At 50.3% G+C, this 13,930-nt stretch carries 13 protein-coding genes and 1 pseudogene; 3 read left to right on the forward strand and 11 right to left on the reverse strand.

The genetic code is table 11. The features are described 5' to 3' along the window. Positions 1 to 514: pseudogene (locus EQG79_RS27845) on the reverse strand (toprim domain-containing protein); the annotation flags it as partial. A gap of 13 nt (positions 515 to 527) precedes the next feature. Then, positions 528 to 824 (reverse strand): hypothetical protein, encoded by a 297-nt coding sequence (locus tag EQG79_RS27850; RefSeq protein WP_129606037.1) that lies wholly within the window; start codon positions 822 to 824, stop codon positions 528 to 530. Positions 825 to 1,450: 626 nt separating this feature from the next. On the opposite strand from EQG79_RS27850, the gene EQG79_RS27855 reads away from it, so the two are divergent. Both EQG79_RS27855 and EQG79_RS27860 read left to right on the forward strand, forming a co-directional pair. After that, positions 1,451 to 1,990: a M23 family metallopeptidase gene (locus EQG79_RS27855; RefSeq protein WP_129606039.1), complete on the forward strand. Its 540-nt coding sequence runs from the start codon at positions 1,451 to 1,453 to the stop codon at positions 1,988 to 1,990. A gap of 14 nt (positions 1,991 to 2,004) precedes the next feature. Next, entirely contained in the window at positions 2,005 to 4,185 is a 2,181-nt protein-coding gene (locus EQG79_RS27860) for a YWFCY domain-containing protein (RefSeq protein ID WP_129606041.1), read from the forward strand. 421 nt (positions 4,186 to 4,606) lie between these two features. Here the strand turns inward: EQG79_RS27860 and EQG79_RS27865 are convergent, their stop codons facing one another. Beyond that, positions 4,607 to 5,605 carry a DUF932 domain-containing protein gene (locus EQG79_RS27865; RefSeq protein WP_129606043.1) on the reverse strand — a complete coding sequence of 333 codons (999 nt, stop codon included), beginning with the start codon at positions 5,603 to 5,605 and terminating at the stop codon, positions 4,607 to 4,609. A 266-nt stretch (positions 5,606 to 5,871) separates the two neighbouring features. Next, positions 5,872 to 6,327, reverse strand: a complete 456-nt coding sequence (gene tnpA / locus EQG79_RS27870) for an IS200/IS605 family transposase (protein WP_129606045.1) — start codon at positions 6,325 to 6,327, stop codon at positions 5,872 to 5,874. A gap of 110 nt (positions 6,328 to 6,437) precedes the next feature. On the opposite strand from tnpA, the gene EQG79_RS27875 reads away from it, so the two are divergent. Further along, positions 6,438 to 6,677: a hypothetical protein gene (locus tag EQG79_RS27875; RefSeq protein WP_129606047.1), complete on the forward strand. Its 240-nt coding sequence runs from the start codon at positions 6,438 to 6,440 to the stop codon at positions 6,675 to 6,677. Positions 6,678 to 6,701: 24 nt separating this feature from the next. Here EQG79_RS27875 and EQG79_RS27880 read toward each other — a convergent pair whose 3' ends face one another. The 7 genes from EQG79_RS27880 to EQG79_RS27910 form a co-directional block, all read right to left on the reverse strand. Continuing rightward, entirely contained in the window at positions 6,702 to 7,019 is a 318-nt protein-coding gene (locus tag EQG79_RS27880; protein ID WP_129606049.1) for a hypothetical protein, read from the reverse strand. Between the two features lie 29 nt (positions 7,020 to 7,048). Beyond that, positions 7,049 to 7,333: a hypothetical protein gene (locus tag EQG79_RS27885; RefSeq protein ID WP_129606051.1), complete on the reverse strand. Its 285-nt coding sequence runs from the start codon at positions 7,331 to 7,333 to the stop codon at positions 7,049 to 7,051. Positions 7,334 to 7,543: 210 nt separating this feature from the next. Further along, on the reverse strand, positions 7,544 to 7,840 hold the full coding sequence (locus EQG79_RS27890) for a helix-turn-helix domain-containing protein (RefSeq protein ID WP_129606053.1): 297 nt from the start codon (positions 7,838 to 7,840) through the stop codon (positions 7,544 to 7,546). 116 nt (positions 7,841 to 7,956) lie between these two features. After that, positions 7,957 to 8,448, reverse strand: coding sequence for a hypothetical protein (locus EQG79_RS27895; protein ID WP_129606055.1), 492 nt, complete (start codon positions 8,446 to 8,448; stop codon positions 7,957 to 7,959). Positions 8,449 to 8,592: 144 nt separating this feature from the next. After that, positions 8,593 to 11,709 carry a lantibiotic dehydratase gene (locus tag EQG79_RS27900; RefSeq protein WP_129606057.1) on the reverse strand — a complete coding sequence of 1,039 codons (3,117 nt, stop codon included), beginning with the start codon at positions 11,707 to 11,709 and terminating at the stop codon, positions 8,593 to 8,595. Positions 11,710 to 11,943: 234 nt separating this feature from the next. Continuing rightward, positions 11,944 to 12,681 (reverse strand): LytR/AlgR family response regulator transcription factor, encoded by a 738-nt coding sequence (locus EQG79_RS27905; protein WP_129606059.1) that lies wholly within the window; start codon positions 12,679 to 12,681, stop codon positions 11,944 to 11,946. Next, the gene (locus tag EQG79_RS27910; RefSeq protein WP_240699475.1) at positions 12,650 to 13,903 is read right to left on the reverse strand and encodes a sensor histidine kinase; all 1,254 of its coding nucleotides are present in this window, start codon (positions 13,901 to 13,903) and stop codon (positions 12,650 to 12,652) included. The genes EQG79_RS27905 and EQG79_RS27910 overlap by 32 nt, the downstream gene beginning before the upstream one ends. Positions 13,904 to 13,930: the final 27 nt, after the last annotated feature.

Below are 13,930 nucleotides of genomic sequence, written 5' to 3' on the forward strand. Positions count from 1 at the left end.
CGTATTTCTCCAGCGTCTGGATATTCCACGCCTTATGATAAGCCGTCGACTCGCGAACATTCTGGTAGAGGTCCGGCACGGCTAACTGACGATAAGCGACAGACCCGTCCAATTTGCCCCGGTTGGTGATGAGCGCGGCCCGGTTGGTCTGGGCGCGGGTAAACAAGTCGCCAAAGTCATTGGCCTGGAAGCCATTGATGGCCGGGTACAGGCCCACCCGTTGTGGGCCATCACCGAGGGTAAGCATCTTTTTCGGTTGCGGATTGTCAGTCAGGTCAGGGTTCGTCCGGGTCAGGACGCGGGGGCCGTACATCGCCTGGATGGCTGTATCGAGTCGTTCGAAATTGGCGCGAGTCGGCTCGATCCAGAGTTGCACATTCCCAATGGCACGGGCCGGGTCGATGGCATTCATAGCGTAGTCGCCAAACGCCAGGTAACGTACCCCCGCTTTGTTGAGGTGGCGCAGAATGGCCAACTGTTCACGGGTAGCGCGGTTTTGGGCTTTCTGTTTCATACGTTGCGCTGGGTTAGTTCGGTTGTTCAGGTACGTTCAGCTCGAAGCCGCCGAGGGTCGGTTCGTGTATCCGGTGGAGGTCCCCGGCCAGGACGGTCAGATCATGCTGAAGTTCAGTGAAGGCCAAAAACAGCCGTTCCCGCTCGTCGGGCGTGAGTGCCTGCCAGAGATCAGGATCGTTGACCGAGGCATTGAGTACGGTTATGGGTGGGTCGCCGGGTTCTTCGCCGTCACCAATGAAAAGGGGCTGAATCGCCTGGTGAATGCGGTCGCGGCCCCATTGTTCTTCAAGGGAAGTCAGATAAAGCATACGTCAGAATTAAAGCGTTGGCTTGGGGACTACGGCCAGTTCGTCGACTGGCCTATTGTGCTGGACAGGGTCAATCCCACGGGCTGAATGATCGGCTGGAGCGGGCAACAACGTCAGCGATAGGGTAGGAGAGTGGGGCTCCGCTGATACAGTTTGTTGAATCAAGACCGGGCTGATCGAATGCACTATCTGCTGGTGAATGTCTGTCAACATCGGGTGCCAGATCATCGCGCTGGCCTGTACAACTCCGGTAGTTTGGTTCACAGGACTTTCAAATGAAGGTCTGAATAGGTGTATAAGTCGGTTAGCCTGTGCATCACTGAGCTCAATCGGTTCTCCGTTGCTCTTATTCATTGCTTTTGTTTAATATTTTATCTAAAATTAGGTAATATTTTAAATATTTAGCTGATATAAGGCTTATTTTTGTCTTGTGAAAGCAAACGCACAGAATGATAGTACACCCTCTATTTTGGCTAAATTGGCTGGTACTGAGCTATTATATAGAAGCTAGCCCTCTACTAAAGGCAAGAAATCAGAGTCAGGATTCAATAGCTCAATGGTACCCGATAGTTGGACAAACAGACGGACTTGACTCTGTACCAATTTCGAGAGAACCATACAGCCGAATGTGGATTGTCACGGCATTGCCAGACCAGATTACAGCTCAGTTCGTCGCGCTGTTCTGGCAATCGCCTGCATTGGCGCAAACTATCCCCTGCCTGCCACCCCTCGGCGACTGGTCGGGCAACTACATCTCATCAGGGTTTGGCTGGCGAAACCATCCGACGCTTCGCACCGTCCGACACCATGACGGTATCGACATTGCCGGTCCGCATCAGTACGTGCGGGCAGCCGCAATGGGTCAAGTGAGTACGGTCGGCTACAGCAAAACCTTGGGCCACTTCGTCTGCATCGACCACCTGAACTCGTATCGTACCGTCTATGGCCACCTTTCGCTGACGTTGGTGCGGGTAGGCCAGACATTGCGAATTGGTGAAACGCTGGGTATCACGGGTCAGTCGGGCCGGGCCACGGGCGTGCATCTCCATTACAGCATTACGAAACAGAACGTACCTGTCGATCCGATACCCTACCTCACGCTGGCAATGGATGTGGTACGTACCTATCAGCAACAGGCCCGCCGACAGACCGGGTCTCATCCTTAACCTATTTTATTACTATGCCGGAAATGACCAGCAAAGAACGCGAGGGCCACACCCAGACCGTTGAGTTATTCATTATCGCTGCCGTAGGGCTGCTATTGCTCCATTGCCTGTGGTTCTGTCATGAACTTACAGAGCCGGTTATTTGGCTACGTAGCTATTTGTATAGTTTTCTATCTACGCTCAATAATCGGCTGGGCCTGTTCCGAAATCCGTTCACTAGTAAAGCGTTTGTGCTGTTGTTGCTCTTCCTGTACGCCATCGGCTCGAAAGGCAAGATTGATCCGGGCATTGGGCGGCATCAGGTACTGCGGCACACGGGCGCGGGCCTACTGTTATTTCTAGGCTCGATACCGCTGTTGTATGCCAAAGCACTCGTTGCCCCACTGGCAGTCGACATACTGTATATCGGCCTGACGGTAGGCGGTACCATGCAATTAATTAAAGGAGGGCAGTACCTGTCGCGCATCCTCTTTACGCGGTCGCCGAACGATATTTTCAACGATACCAACGAGGAGTTTCCACAGAATGAAACCTTCGTGCAGAATGAGTTCTCGATTCATTTCCAGACGCAGTACTTTTTCAAAGGCCAGTGGCGGCAGGGGCTGATTAATATCGTGAATCCATTCCGCTCAAACATGGTGCTGGGTTTGCAGGGGTCCGGCAAAACCTTTGCCGTGCTGATTCAGGCACTCTGGCAAAGTCTTTACAAGGGCTATACGGCCTACGTCTATGATTTCAAATTTCCTGACCTGACTGAAGAAGCCTACAACGCCTATCGCAAAACGCTGGCCGAGAACACCTACGCCTGGACACCCGCCGACCAACTGGCCGAGCGCAAACGAAACCGACAACCGCTGATTCCGAAGTTCTACGTCTTGAACTTCGACGACATCGAGTTTTCGCACCGCTGCAACCCCATTCACGCCGACGGCATGACCGATGTGATGGATGCCTACGAAGCCGCCCAAACAGTAATGCTCAACTTGAACAAAACCTGGGCGCAAAAACAAGGCGAGTTCTTCCCGGAGTCGGCGATCAATTTTCTAACATCGGTATTCTGGTACCTGCGGACGGTTAGCCTGAAGTATCGAGCTTTGCTGGAAGCAGAACGAGCCAAACACGAATCAGCGCAAGACCCGGATCGGCTGGCGGCTTATCAGCGACTGGCCAACTGCTGCACCTTCCCACATACGCTGGAATTCACGAACCGACGCTACGACGAAACGTTCGCCTTGATGGAGCGCTACCCTGAAGTAGAAATCTACGTGCGACCCTTTATCGATGCCCGCGATGGTGGAGCAATGGAGCAGTTGGAAGGGCAGATCTCGTCGGTACGTATCCCAATGGCCCGGCTCTCCTCACCCACGTTGTACTGGGTCATGACGGGCCACGATTTTTCGCTCGACATCAACAACCCCGACGACCCGAAAATCCTGTGCACCGGCAACAACCCTGACCGAACGGCCATTTACGGAACGGCCTTCTCGCTTTACACGGCCCGGCTGATGAAATCGGTCAATCGGAAAGGCCGACTTAAATCGGCCCTGTTCTGGGACGAGCTACCAACGATGTTCCTCAAAGGTCTCGACATGCTGATCGCAACGGCCCGCTCGAATAAGGTCGCCACTTGGTTGGGTATCCAAGATTTCGAGCAGCTCACGCGGGACTACGGGGAGAAAGAAGCGAAGGTGATTATGAACCTGGGAGCCAACGTGTTTTCAGGTACGGTGGTCTATGAGACCGCCGAGAAGCTGTCGCGCCGATTCGGCAAAACGAACCAGGCCAAAGAGTCGATTACCTACTCGAAAAACGACACCACAATCAACGTATCGCAGCAACTAACCGAGATGATCCCGGCGGCTAAAATCTCCCGGCTCAAGCAGGGGGAGTTCGTCGGGCAATTCGTTGATAACTTCGGTGAAGAGCTGGACCTGAAAACCTTCAAGTGCCTGATCAGTGTAGACAGTGAGCAGCTAAAAAAGCCTCACAAATTGCCTCCCATGCTCGACCTCGACGGCATCATTCGTGACGTATACGGTGGTGATCCAGGTACGTTAACGTCCACCGAACGGCAGCACTACAAAACCCAGTTGCTTCAGGATAACTACCGGCGGGTAAAGGAAGATATTCAACTCCTGGTCGATTATGAGGTGGCTGAGTTTGGGATTGTGTTTAAGGAGCGAAAGGCAACGTAGTCTGCTCGGTAAGCTTACCTATTTAACTTATAGTTTAGTTGCAAAAGAGTGCTACAGTAACCTGAACGGGATGAGCAGCAGGAGGGGAGTTTAATCGCTGTTCTATATGCCTTATCATGTCGTTCGTACCTTGACGGTACCCGTACTGTTGTCCCCATATAAACCCAGTCGCAGTTCCTAAAGCAATCAGCACGATCATAAGTAGGAGTCGTCTACGTGCGTAGTTTGGTATCTTTTCAGGCATTATAGTTATTTTAAAAAAGTGAGCTCTTCGTAAGAAAGTCCCGACGTTGGTTCATAAACTCTCTTATGTTGTATGGTCGTTTCAAATAATAAGTTGATTCTTCGCACTATGTGTAAAGCTTATAAAAATACCCCTTTGTTCTTTTCTGACTGCCTTTAAGGGCAGTCAGCTTACTTGTTACAAAACGTAGTTTGCTGCGATAGCGTGGAATGCCTTCTCGTCGAGGGCGTAGCGGGCGGGTAAGTTCAGCCCGGTGTTACCATTGAATAGGGCGTGGTTAACCCCATTGTACAATAGCCAAGCGTTTGGCCCCGTACTCAAAACGCTTTCTTCAATAGCCATACGTTCCATTGCGGCATCAACCAACTTTTGTGAGATACCCACCTTACGAACCAGTTTAGCGGCCTCCTGCCGGTCGGTTACGGCGGTGTCCTGCATCAGTTTAAAAACCTCGTGCGTGGAGCTGGGAGCCTGCTGCGCGTACTGCATAAAATCACGCAGGAAATTAACCAGGAACGCCTTAAACTGATTAAGGTTAATACCTCGGTGCGTAAAGATGTGCTGATAGGCCCGGAGCGTTTCCGCGCTCTCGTACACCCATTCCAGCCCCTTCACCTTGGCTTTCTCCGGTGTTTGACCCGTTACGAGCCAATCGAGGTACTGGTCAAGGCTAATAAATTCATCCGCCCAACCCATCATGCCGTTAGAGCAGATTTGCCGGTAGTAAGCAACGCGTACTTTTTGCTGTCGTACCCGCTTCATCTCTGTACCCTGGATGGTGAACTGCGACTTACCCGTGTACGAATTGGTAAACGTTAATTGCCGCTGAATGATGTCGTTGGGGCCAACGGTCGTTTCGTCGGGCAGTAGTACGTTGATAGCGTATTCGCCGTTTCGGCTATAGCGGATATGAACCAGCTGCTCTATTCCGGCCACCTCCGTTACAGCATCGCGGATAATGGTATTCGGAACGAGCGAGTACCGGGGCGACTGAGCGGCAAAAACCTGCCGTTCCTCGTTTGGCATTGTGCCGACTATTAAGTGTTGCCGGTCGGTCGGAACCATCCGGTAGGGTTCGGGCAGCACGTCGCGGGCGGGAACGGACTTAACCGGGAAACAGATGGTATCCCATGACGTAGTGGTAAGCAGTTGGTTGTTGACATTGGCCTTTTTCATGGCGATCAGCAAGTAAAGAGTTTGAAAATCCAGCCTGTCTTTCAGGCCGTTTGCTGATATAAAAATAGCCAATTCAATAGATCATAACTAATTGAAAAACAGGTATATATGCCTTTATAGCCCACTACTGTTCACTGATTTTTTCCAATACCCCTTGATTATTTTCAGCGCACGAATACCCCTTTGCAAAGGGGTATTCATATTAAACAACCACCTGCAAAGCAGGTGGATTTGGTGAAAAGAAGCGGGCATAGCCCGCAGCGTACTTACGAGGGTGGGTCAAACAAATCAAAATTCGTGGACTGCTTTTCCTCTTTCCGGTCTTCGCCTTCCTGATACTTGACGTATCGCCGAATTTGATCTTCATTGATGCCCACTGTATTCACAAAATAGCCCCGCGCCCAGAAATGGTTGCCCCAATACGGCTTTTGCTTCAGTTGCGGGTAACTCTTGAACAACTTAATCGCCAGCTTACCCTTCAGCGTCCCCATCAGATCAGAAACCGATACTTTAGGTGGAATACTGATAACCAGATGGATATGGTCAGCTTGGACGCTCAACTCGATTACTTCACAACTTTTCCACTCACTCAGTAAGCGGATGTCGTGTTCAACCAAGTCTTTCACTAATCCCGTCAACACCCGGAACCGGTACTTGGGTGTCCAGACGATGTGGTAGTCGCATTTCCACACCACATGAGATTGCTTCTTGTACTTGCTCATGGGGTGAAGTTACCCAAATGGCGTAGCCATTAGGTCATCACCACCGCCCAAGGCGGTGGATTTCGCAGGTCTATTAAAGGTATTTTTGCTAACTGTCGATCAGAATCGTTATGGAATCGCCCCAATCTGTGTTTTTTATCGAAGGCCAAGCGGACCCGGATAAGCACCTGCAACAAACCGTCCAACTCATGATCGACGCGGAAGCCTGGATCAGCATCACGCTGAAGCAACACCCTATCAAAGGGCTTGAAGTGGATGTTAAATCGGCCAACCTAAGTGGCGAGCAACTGAACCAGATACTACAATTTGCGGTCAGTGCTACCAGCGGCCCGCCGACACCTCAGAATTAGCCAATTAACTATCCTGTTTACAGCTCAGGCATACACGCGAGCCAATGAGAGCCGTAAACCCGTCATGCGCTCAATAGTGGCGTGTAGGTCACTGGCTTCGACCTGCTCCATGACGACTTCTGTGATAGTCTGCTTTGTTTCAGTCGAAAATGTTAATTGATATAGATCTTCGCCGATGTCGTAACGTACCTGAACAGAGTTGAACTTAGAATTGGCTATGCGCCATTGCAGTACGTTCGATGCGTTGTCAAACGTGATGTTTTTGGCTCCCATCATAAAGAAGGCCATTCGACCAATCTGGTCGTAGAGGGTTTGCAGATAAGGGTTCATCGTCTTTGCCATTGCGGTACTTTATATTGGGTTATACACTGTTAGTTCTGGTCATAGGTACGTTGCATACAAGCCATTCGCCGGGATAAATACAGTTGAAACAGGGTAGCTTCAATAGCCTTGCCCACGAGCCAATGGGCAACGTCGGGCGAACACATTTGAGCCGGGTTTTCTAAATCAGCTTCAGCGATGCTCTCCCATATCGGGAAATCATCGGCGGGGTTACTAAACACAAATCCGTGCTGCCGGGCAGTGGCGACAAGGTCGCGGTTAATTCGGCTGTCGATGGCTAACCGGATGCGGGCGGGGCTGATAAAGCAATGCATAAAAGGCCGTTGAGTCAGCGTATTATCTATTGCCTCGCGCTGAACTCAATATAAATTTACAGCCTAATATTATATTTTAAAATATTGATAGTCAGTGTTTTACGCTTTCAAATCCTCTTGATTACTACGTAGTTTGCTTTTCGATTCCCCTTGATTTATACATAAAAAAACCCGCTTACGGGCGGGTGAAACAACCAATTGCAATTTGTATTACTCAGTCATAGGCTGCGGTTTGGGTTCAACATCTTTAGCGGCTTGCTGCTGTTCAATCCAAGCGCGCTTGTAAACCGCGTAACATAGACTGAATACCTGTTCGGGGGGAAGCTCAAGAAACATAGCCAGTTCGTCAACTTCGTTGATGGTGATGTTGCGAAGATTGTTTTGCCTGGTTTTGTACCAGTTGTTGTACGACATCTTCATCACCTCGGCAATTTTTGCCTGTTTTATGCCTCGGAAATCAATGAGGCCAACGATGTCTTCGTACAGTAATTTGGGTTTCTCTTCCATTTTTTGCTGAGATAATAGCGTCAAGACATATGATGAATTCGGATGTATTGACGCTGTAATTTCAGCAAAAAATGGAATATCTCCTAACAACACTGTAAATTTTATTGACTTTTTGTTTAATTTTTTATCTGACTGTTTTCGACTACTGGGAAACCGTATTTCCGTAGCAGGTCGCAGAATCCCTTTGTGTAGGACAGTTTCCCCCCATTAACCGCCTGCACCATAGTCATCAGATCGACAATGGTGTCCGCACTTGCGCAGTAACCAGCCAAGTCTGCATTGAAGGCGTGAATGACCTTGCCCAGATCTGGCTGATCGAAATAGACAATCGGAGCAAACCAGCTATGCTTTTCCCGCATGATCCGAATCTCGATCAACTCTTCGTGCGAAAGCTGACTACTGTCGAAGAGAACAATCAAGCGACTTCGACATAATGTAGAACGTAACGTAGCGGCTTGTCGAAACGCTGGCCAATCGGCTGCTATTTTGATAAGACACCCTGCCCGCTTCTCGGTTAAAGTGGTGGGAGATATCTCGATTTGACGTTGTTGGATGGAAGGCCCTACAAACCAGATTTCTTTTGATGAAATTGAAAAGAGCGTACACATACGGCGGATATGTGGCGATTTAAAGGACTTCTGGGTCCGGCCACATATCAAAAAAAGAGGTTGAACCGGATGGCTCCAACCTCTTTTCGATCAACCTAAATCCGTATTCGGCCAATCCATAAAGGGGCATTTATGTTCGGTGAACTACGTTGGCAAACGTAACATCTGACTGCTTTGCCTGGCTTGTTCAGAAGCGTACCGCCTGGCTAAAAAGTGGTACACCACGCCTTCACTCAACCGCTGATCGCTGCTGAAAAACCGATTGAAATGCATGTGCAGTAATGAAGCGATGAAATCTACTTCAGGTGGTTGCGCGGTCGATTCTGCGGTACGTACCGCTCGTAGTTGGCCAATGAGGTGATTCATTTCCGAAGGCATGGCCAGCAATCGTGTTCTGTATGCTTCTTCGCGACACAAACAGCGGGCATGCCACACCCGATACTGTTCGTTCAGGTGCTTTCTCATTGCAGGGTTGTGGCCGTGTTCGGCAAGGAACCGTTCCTGAAGGGTATTCAGTAACCTTTCTTTCTGCATGAGTGTAAAGCCAAACCCACCCAGCATCTGATCGGCCTGCTGACAGGCTACCCACCAATGCTCGTCCTCCTCCAGCTCATCTCGCCGGATGATCCAGTCAATAATCCATTGGCTATCAAGGCCAAATAGCTGTTCGCACTGTTCGATGGTTGTTGTTCCGTACCGCTCTACTTCCCGTTCATACGTATCAATCTGCACCGATTGAACCCGGTCCTGATCGATCCATCCTTGCAGACTTGCCATTAAGGTGGCCAATACTTGGGCATTCGTTTCAGGCTGGCCAAAAAACCGAAGTCGGAGGTGTGGTTCCGGGTCGTAGTAACGAACGAAAAACCATTGTTGAATATGCCCCTGCCCAATGGCTTCGTCCGTGAACGGAGCTATGACACTCGTCAATAGTTCGTCAGCCGTTTGCTCTCCCACGTACACTTTTACATACAACCACTCACTGCCTGGTAGAAACGTGCGCTGGACAGTTCGGATAGACTCAGTAAACGGCGATGGTCGATAGGGGAGGGGAGCAGCGGTTTGCCTGAACGGGATGACCAGCTCGCCCGTGAACCGCCCTCCTTCGCCCGTCAGCCAGCAGGCTTCTGGCGTGGCCAGCCATTCTACAAGACGTACCGTTTTGCGTTTTTGTAATTCCGTAAACAGAATTTGTCGGCACGGTGCTACGGTCAAGTCGAGCAACAATTCGTTGTCGGCTTCTGCCAGAGCAACGTACCGGGGCAGCGTCAACGATTGTTGTACTTGATCGACCATCGCGTTGGCAGAAACCCAGTTTGTTTGCCAGTTGAGTTGCCATTGAGCACGGGACACAACAATGTTCTGGTACGTTAGCCGGGGTAGGGCCGGTTGATCAGCCAGTGTTCCCCACGACCAACGCAGATGCAGTGACTCATCCTGATGGCTCAGATCGCTTAGGAAACGGTAGATGTCGTCGGAACCGTGATAGTTGTGAGCCGTTGAGTTACGGGGCAACACGCGTTTATCGTGTTTCTTAGACCACAGCTCAACAGTTTTACCGTCAGGCACCCGAATCCACAAATCCGACAACAATAATATATGGTCGTCACCGACCCCGCCAGGCGTTAGATATGGGATTTCATACGCCCGTAGACTTGGCCGACACACCACATTCCCAACCCGGCCCGTCGGTAAATGCACGATTTCCGCCAGTAAACAATCCGGGTATTGTTGGGCCTCCCAGTCGGTCAGTTCCTGCACTTGACGTGTTAGCACATCATCCAGCGCGGTAAAACGAGTCATCAGTGAAGCGGCAGTCGGGCCGGTCACGCTTTTCAAGACAATTTGAAACTGACCGTTGTCGATAGCTTCAGTATCCGCTCCGAGCAAATCACCCAGTACGGCCCAGCTTCGTGCCGTTATCGACGCAGGCGTTTGCTCTTTTGCTAATTGGGTTAGTTCGGCATCCGTGATCGTCTGCGCTAGTTGCCCGGTTCGGAGAAAGTCTGTCAGTTTTGCCAGTCGGAAGGCATCAAGCTGATCGGAGACGGGCATTTTTCGGTTGCTTGCCGAGATAGTGAGTTGCTGAAGTAAGGCTGAATGCCCCGATGCACCCGCCAATCCATTCGGACCGTATCCGATCCCCGATTCGTGGTCCAAGGCCACCAGCAACGGTTTGGGTTCATTACCGTACCGGTCAAAGAAACGCCGGGCAAACGTACCTAATGTTTCCGGTACGTAGTGTGTTCGAAGCGGCATCAGCCGGGTGAGCTGCTGGCTAATTTTCCCAACCACTGGTTCACCGACGGTAACGGTTGCCGATAGACGTATCATATCCGTTTGCAGCACGTCGCCGGGCAGATCGTCTTCGCCCAACATGGCCCGCATCTGTTTGTCAAGGTTTACCAGTTCGGCTACCGACAAGTCAGGCTGACACAACGTATTCTGTAACGTGGTTAATGACTGGACAACGGAGCTGGCGGCAGGAATTGACCGCAGCCGTTTCAGTACTTGCTCGAACGCAGGTGGCCCTGTTACACCCGGCTCCAGCTCACTGATGAGTACATGTTCGTTGATCAACGCATCGACGTACGTAGCGGCCTCCTTTTCAGTATCACCTGTGCATTGCTGAACCATCTCAATCAATGCCCGAGCCGTTACGCCGTTGGGTATCTGCTTTACGTGGTTCAGCAGGGCCTCAAGCAGTTCGTCACGCTCAACAGAATTGATATAGAAGGAGCGTTGCCCGTCGATTAGTCGATAGGCAGAGTATCGGTACTGCCCCCCCAGTTGATATAGGCTATTATTGAGACAATATCGAAGCTCGCTCTGTATTGCCCGATGCTGCTCCAATGACGCTATCAGCCTAGTCAGCCAGGCCATATCGGGCCGGGTACGTAGCGTACTATTGCCTGATACAAGGACACCTGAAGTCTGGTCAGAAAGGGAAATGGAACTCACTCCAGCGAACAATCCAAATGGCGTACATCGGCTGCTCATGCGAACAATGTACCGCCACAAAGCCAACCGGGCCGCTTCAGAGGGGATACATCCTGGATTATTCCGCCAATCCTGCCATACCTGATACAAAGCTGGCGATGCTACGTACAGGGCTTTTTCTGCCAGTGGCTGTTCCAACCACCAACGGAGAGTATTGTCGCCGAAATCAGCCAGGTGTTCCCACTGGGTGATCAGTTGATCAATTGAAAATAAGGGAGATCGCAGCAGTGCGAACCGGTAAGGCTGTGGCAAAGCGTTCATTCAGATAAAGCGCAAAGCAAAAGGCCGTCAGCTTAAGAGTTGACGGCCTTCGCAATTAGAGGGTGAAGATGATGGTTAGATCAATCGTCGTTGGGTACTTAATTGGCCGGGGGTTCGTTTGCGGCATCCGTGAGCCAATTGATTTACTCTTCAGGCGGTTTGCTTTGTTAGCAGTCATTGCATTAATGATTAATTGATGAAACAGATTTATTAAAAAAACAGGTACTCGCTTCGTTAAAGACCACTCCGAATCATACTGCCGACAATACCCCGGTACGTCGAGCCGACCCGAACGGTGTGTCCGTTTTGCATTTCAATCTGCTGACCGTTGGTTTGGCGAATTTTGGCCGTGTTGACAATGAAGGACCGATTCACCCGGATGAATAAGGGAGTGGGTAATAGTTTTTCCAATGCCGATACTCGCTGGTGGCTTACCACCACCTGCTCAGGCAGTTGAATTTTTACGTAGTCGCTCATGGCTTCGATCAGGATAATGTCCTGACACGAAACATTAATGAGTTTGTTGCCGTCTTTCACCGATAATTGCCCTGTTGGGCTAACTGTTGGGTAGGCTAAAGAGGGTGCAGCCGGAAGTTCATCCGCAGCCTGCATTCGCTCCTGTACTTTCGTGATTGCTCGCACGAACCGACTGAATGTGATGGGTTTCAGAAGAAAATCCACCACATTGTTTTCGAATCCTTCAAAGGCAAATTCCTGATAACCAGAGGTTACCACTACCCAGGGGGCTTTACCAGGTAAGCTTTTCAGCAACTCGTAGCCGTTCATGCGCGGCAGGTTAATATCCAGTAGCAGCAAATCGGGTTTTAAGTTTTTGTACAACTCAATAGCTTGGAGCGCGTTGCCGGCAACCCCCACTACATCCAACATGGGAAGTTGGGCCATGTGGTCGAGGATGAGTTCCTGTGCCAGCGGTTCGTCGTCAACAAGCAGACATCGTATGGGCTTTGTCATGGTACATTGTGGTGTCTTCATTCCACTTGAGTGGGATGGCTAACCGGACCGTAAACTGATCGGGTTGTTCAGCCAAGACGAGTTCATAAGCATGTTGAGGAAACAGTAACGCCAGCCGGCGTTTGACATTTTGCAGACCAATTCCTCCATCTGGTGTTGTTTGCTTTGGGATATCCGTTCGGTTGTTGACAACGGTCAGGGTTAGCCAACCCGACTCGTTGAGTTCTGTTGTCAGCGCGATCCGAACCCATCCATCACTGTACACAGCGTTCAGGCCATGTTTAAATGCATTTTCGATAAACGTTACCAGTAGGAGGGGAGGGATCTTCCAGTTGGCCATCTCAGGCTCTATCGCCGGTAATTGACACGTAATCACGCCGGGCTTATTATGTCGGATACGTTCCATGTCGATGTACCCGTAAATGAACTCCAACTCGTCAGTCAGAGGTACAAAATCTTGTCCCGTTCGGTACAACGTGTAACGCATCAACGTCGAGAGGTTTGCCAATGTATCGGCGGCTCGGTTGTCTTTTCGGTAGATGAGCGCGTAGATGTTGTTAAAGGCATTGAGCAGAAAATGCGGGTTGATTTGTTGTCGTAGAAACAGCAAGTCTTTCATCACATTCTCTTTCTCTAAAGCCAGATTATCGACTTCCAGGCGACGACGTTCCTGTTCGATGGCCAACCGGGCCTGATTTCGAGCGTATCCATCCCGCACTGCCTTGATCAACAGCGGAGAGATTACATAAGAGATAAACTGCCCATATATGAAAAAGAGAATAACCGGATTAACCAGATACGCGTACCAGGGTGCGGTTATAAATAGCTCAACCCGCCGTTCGAGGTACATAGGTAATGCGGTAAAGTGTGTTTGCGCATAGCTTAACAATACGTATGTATTGATGCACAAACACCCGTAGTACAGTAATAGCACCCCGATTAAACGCACTCCTCGCTTCCAGGTCGGTACTGATTCGTAGAGGACATAAGGCATCGCCCAGTAGCCAAGTGCAGCAAACGACAGCACTGTCGTCAGAAACTGATGCGTGTTGACAATGTGGAGCAACGTGGAATTGGGCTTATCCTGAAAGGCGCGTACAAACTGACTGTACGTAACGGCGAACATAATTCCCCAATACACTATATGGCAGACAATACGACCCCAAGTAACAGGACGTTGAAAAGGCATAGCAATCCCACTGTCGTTCTGAAGCGAAGACATAGACGGTTACAGAAAATGGGATTATTG

Source organism: Spirosoma sordidisoli (genome assembly GCF_004138325.1).
GTDB classification, from domain to species: domain Bacteria; phylum Bacteroidota; class Bacteroidia; order Cytophagales; family Spirosomataceae; genus Spirosoma; species Spirosoma sordidisoli.

Excerpts from the sequence above, each read along its gene's own strand:
- EQG79_RS27880 (WP_129606049.1), bottom strand. The coding sequence starts at position 7,019 with ATGGCAAAGACGATGAACCCTTATCTGCAAACCCTCTACGACCAGATT.
- EQG79_RS27875 (WP_129606047.1), top strand. The coding sequence starts at position 6,438 with ATGGAATCGCCCCAATCTGTGTTTTTTATCGAAGGCCAAGCGGACCCG.
- tnpA (WP_129606045.1), bottom strand. The coding sequence starts at position 6,327 with ATGAGCAAGTACAAGAAGCAATCTCATGTGGTGTGGAAATGCGACTAC.
- EQG79_RS27905 (WP_129606059.1), bottom strand. The coding sequence starts at position 12,681 with ATGACAAAGCCCATACGATGTCTGCTTGTTGACGACGAACCGCTGGCA.
- EQG79_RS27890 (WP_129606053.1), bottom strand. The coding sequence starts at position 7,840 with ATGGAAGAGAAACCCAAATTACTGTACGAAGACATCGTTGGCCTCATT.
- EQG79_RS27860 (WP_129606041.1), top strand. The coding sequence starts at position 2,005 with ATGCCGGAAATGACCAGCAAAGAACGCGAGGGCCACACCCAGACCGTT.
- EQG79_RS27855 (WP_129606039.1), top strand. The coding sequence starts at position 1,451 with ATGTGGATTGTCACGGCATTGCCAGACCAGATTACAGCTCAGTTCGTC.
- EQG79_RS27900 (WP_129606057.1), bottom strand. The coding sequence starts at position 11,709 with ATGAACGCTTTGCCACAGCCTTACCGGTTCGCACTGCTGCGATCTCCC.
- EQG79_RS27885 (WP_129606051.1), bottom strand. The coding sequence starts at position 7,333 with ATGCATTGCTTTATCAGCCCCGCCCGCATCCGGTTAGCCATCGACAGC.
- EQG79_RS27895 (WP_129606055.1), bottom strand. The coding sequence starts at position 8,448 with ATGTGTACGCTCTTTTCAATTTCATCAAAAGAAATCTGGTTTGTAGGG.
- EQG79_RS27910 (WP_240699475.1), bottom strand. The coding sequence starts at position 13,903 with ATGTCTTCGCTTCAGAACGACAGTGGGATTGCTATGCCTTTTCAACGT.
- EQG79_RS27865 (WP_129606043.1), bottom strand. The coding sequence starts at position 5,605 with ATGAAAAAGGCCAATGTCAACAACCAACTGCTTACCACTACGTCATGG.
- EQG79_RS27850 (WP_129606037.1), bottom strand. The coding sequence starts at position 824 with ATGCTTTATCTGACTTCCCTTGAAGAACAATGGGGCCGCGACCGCATT.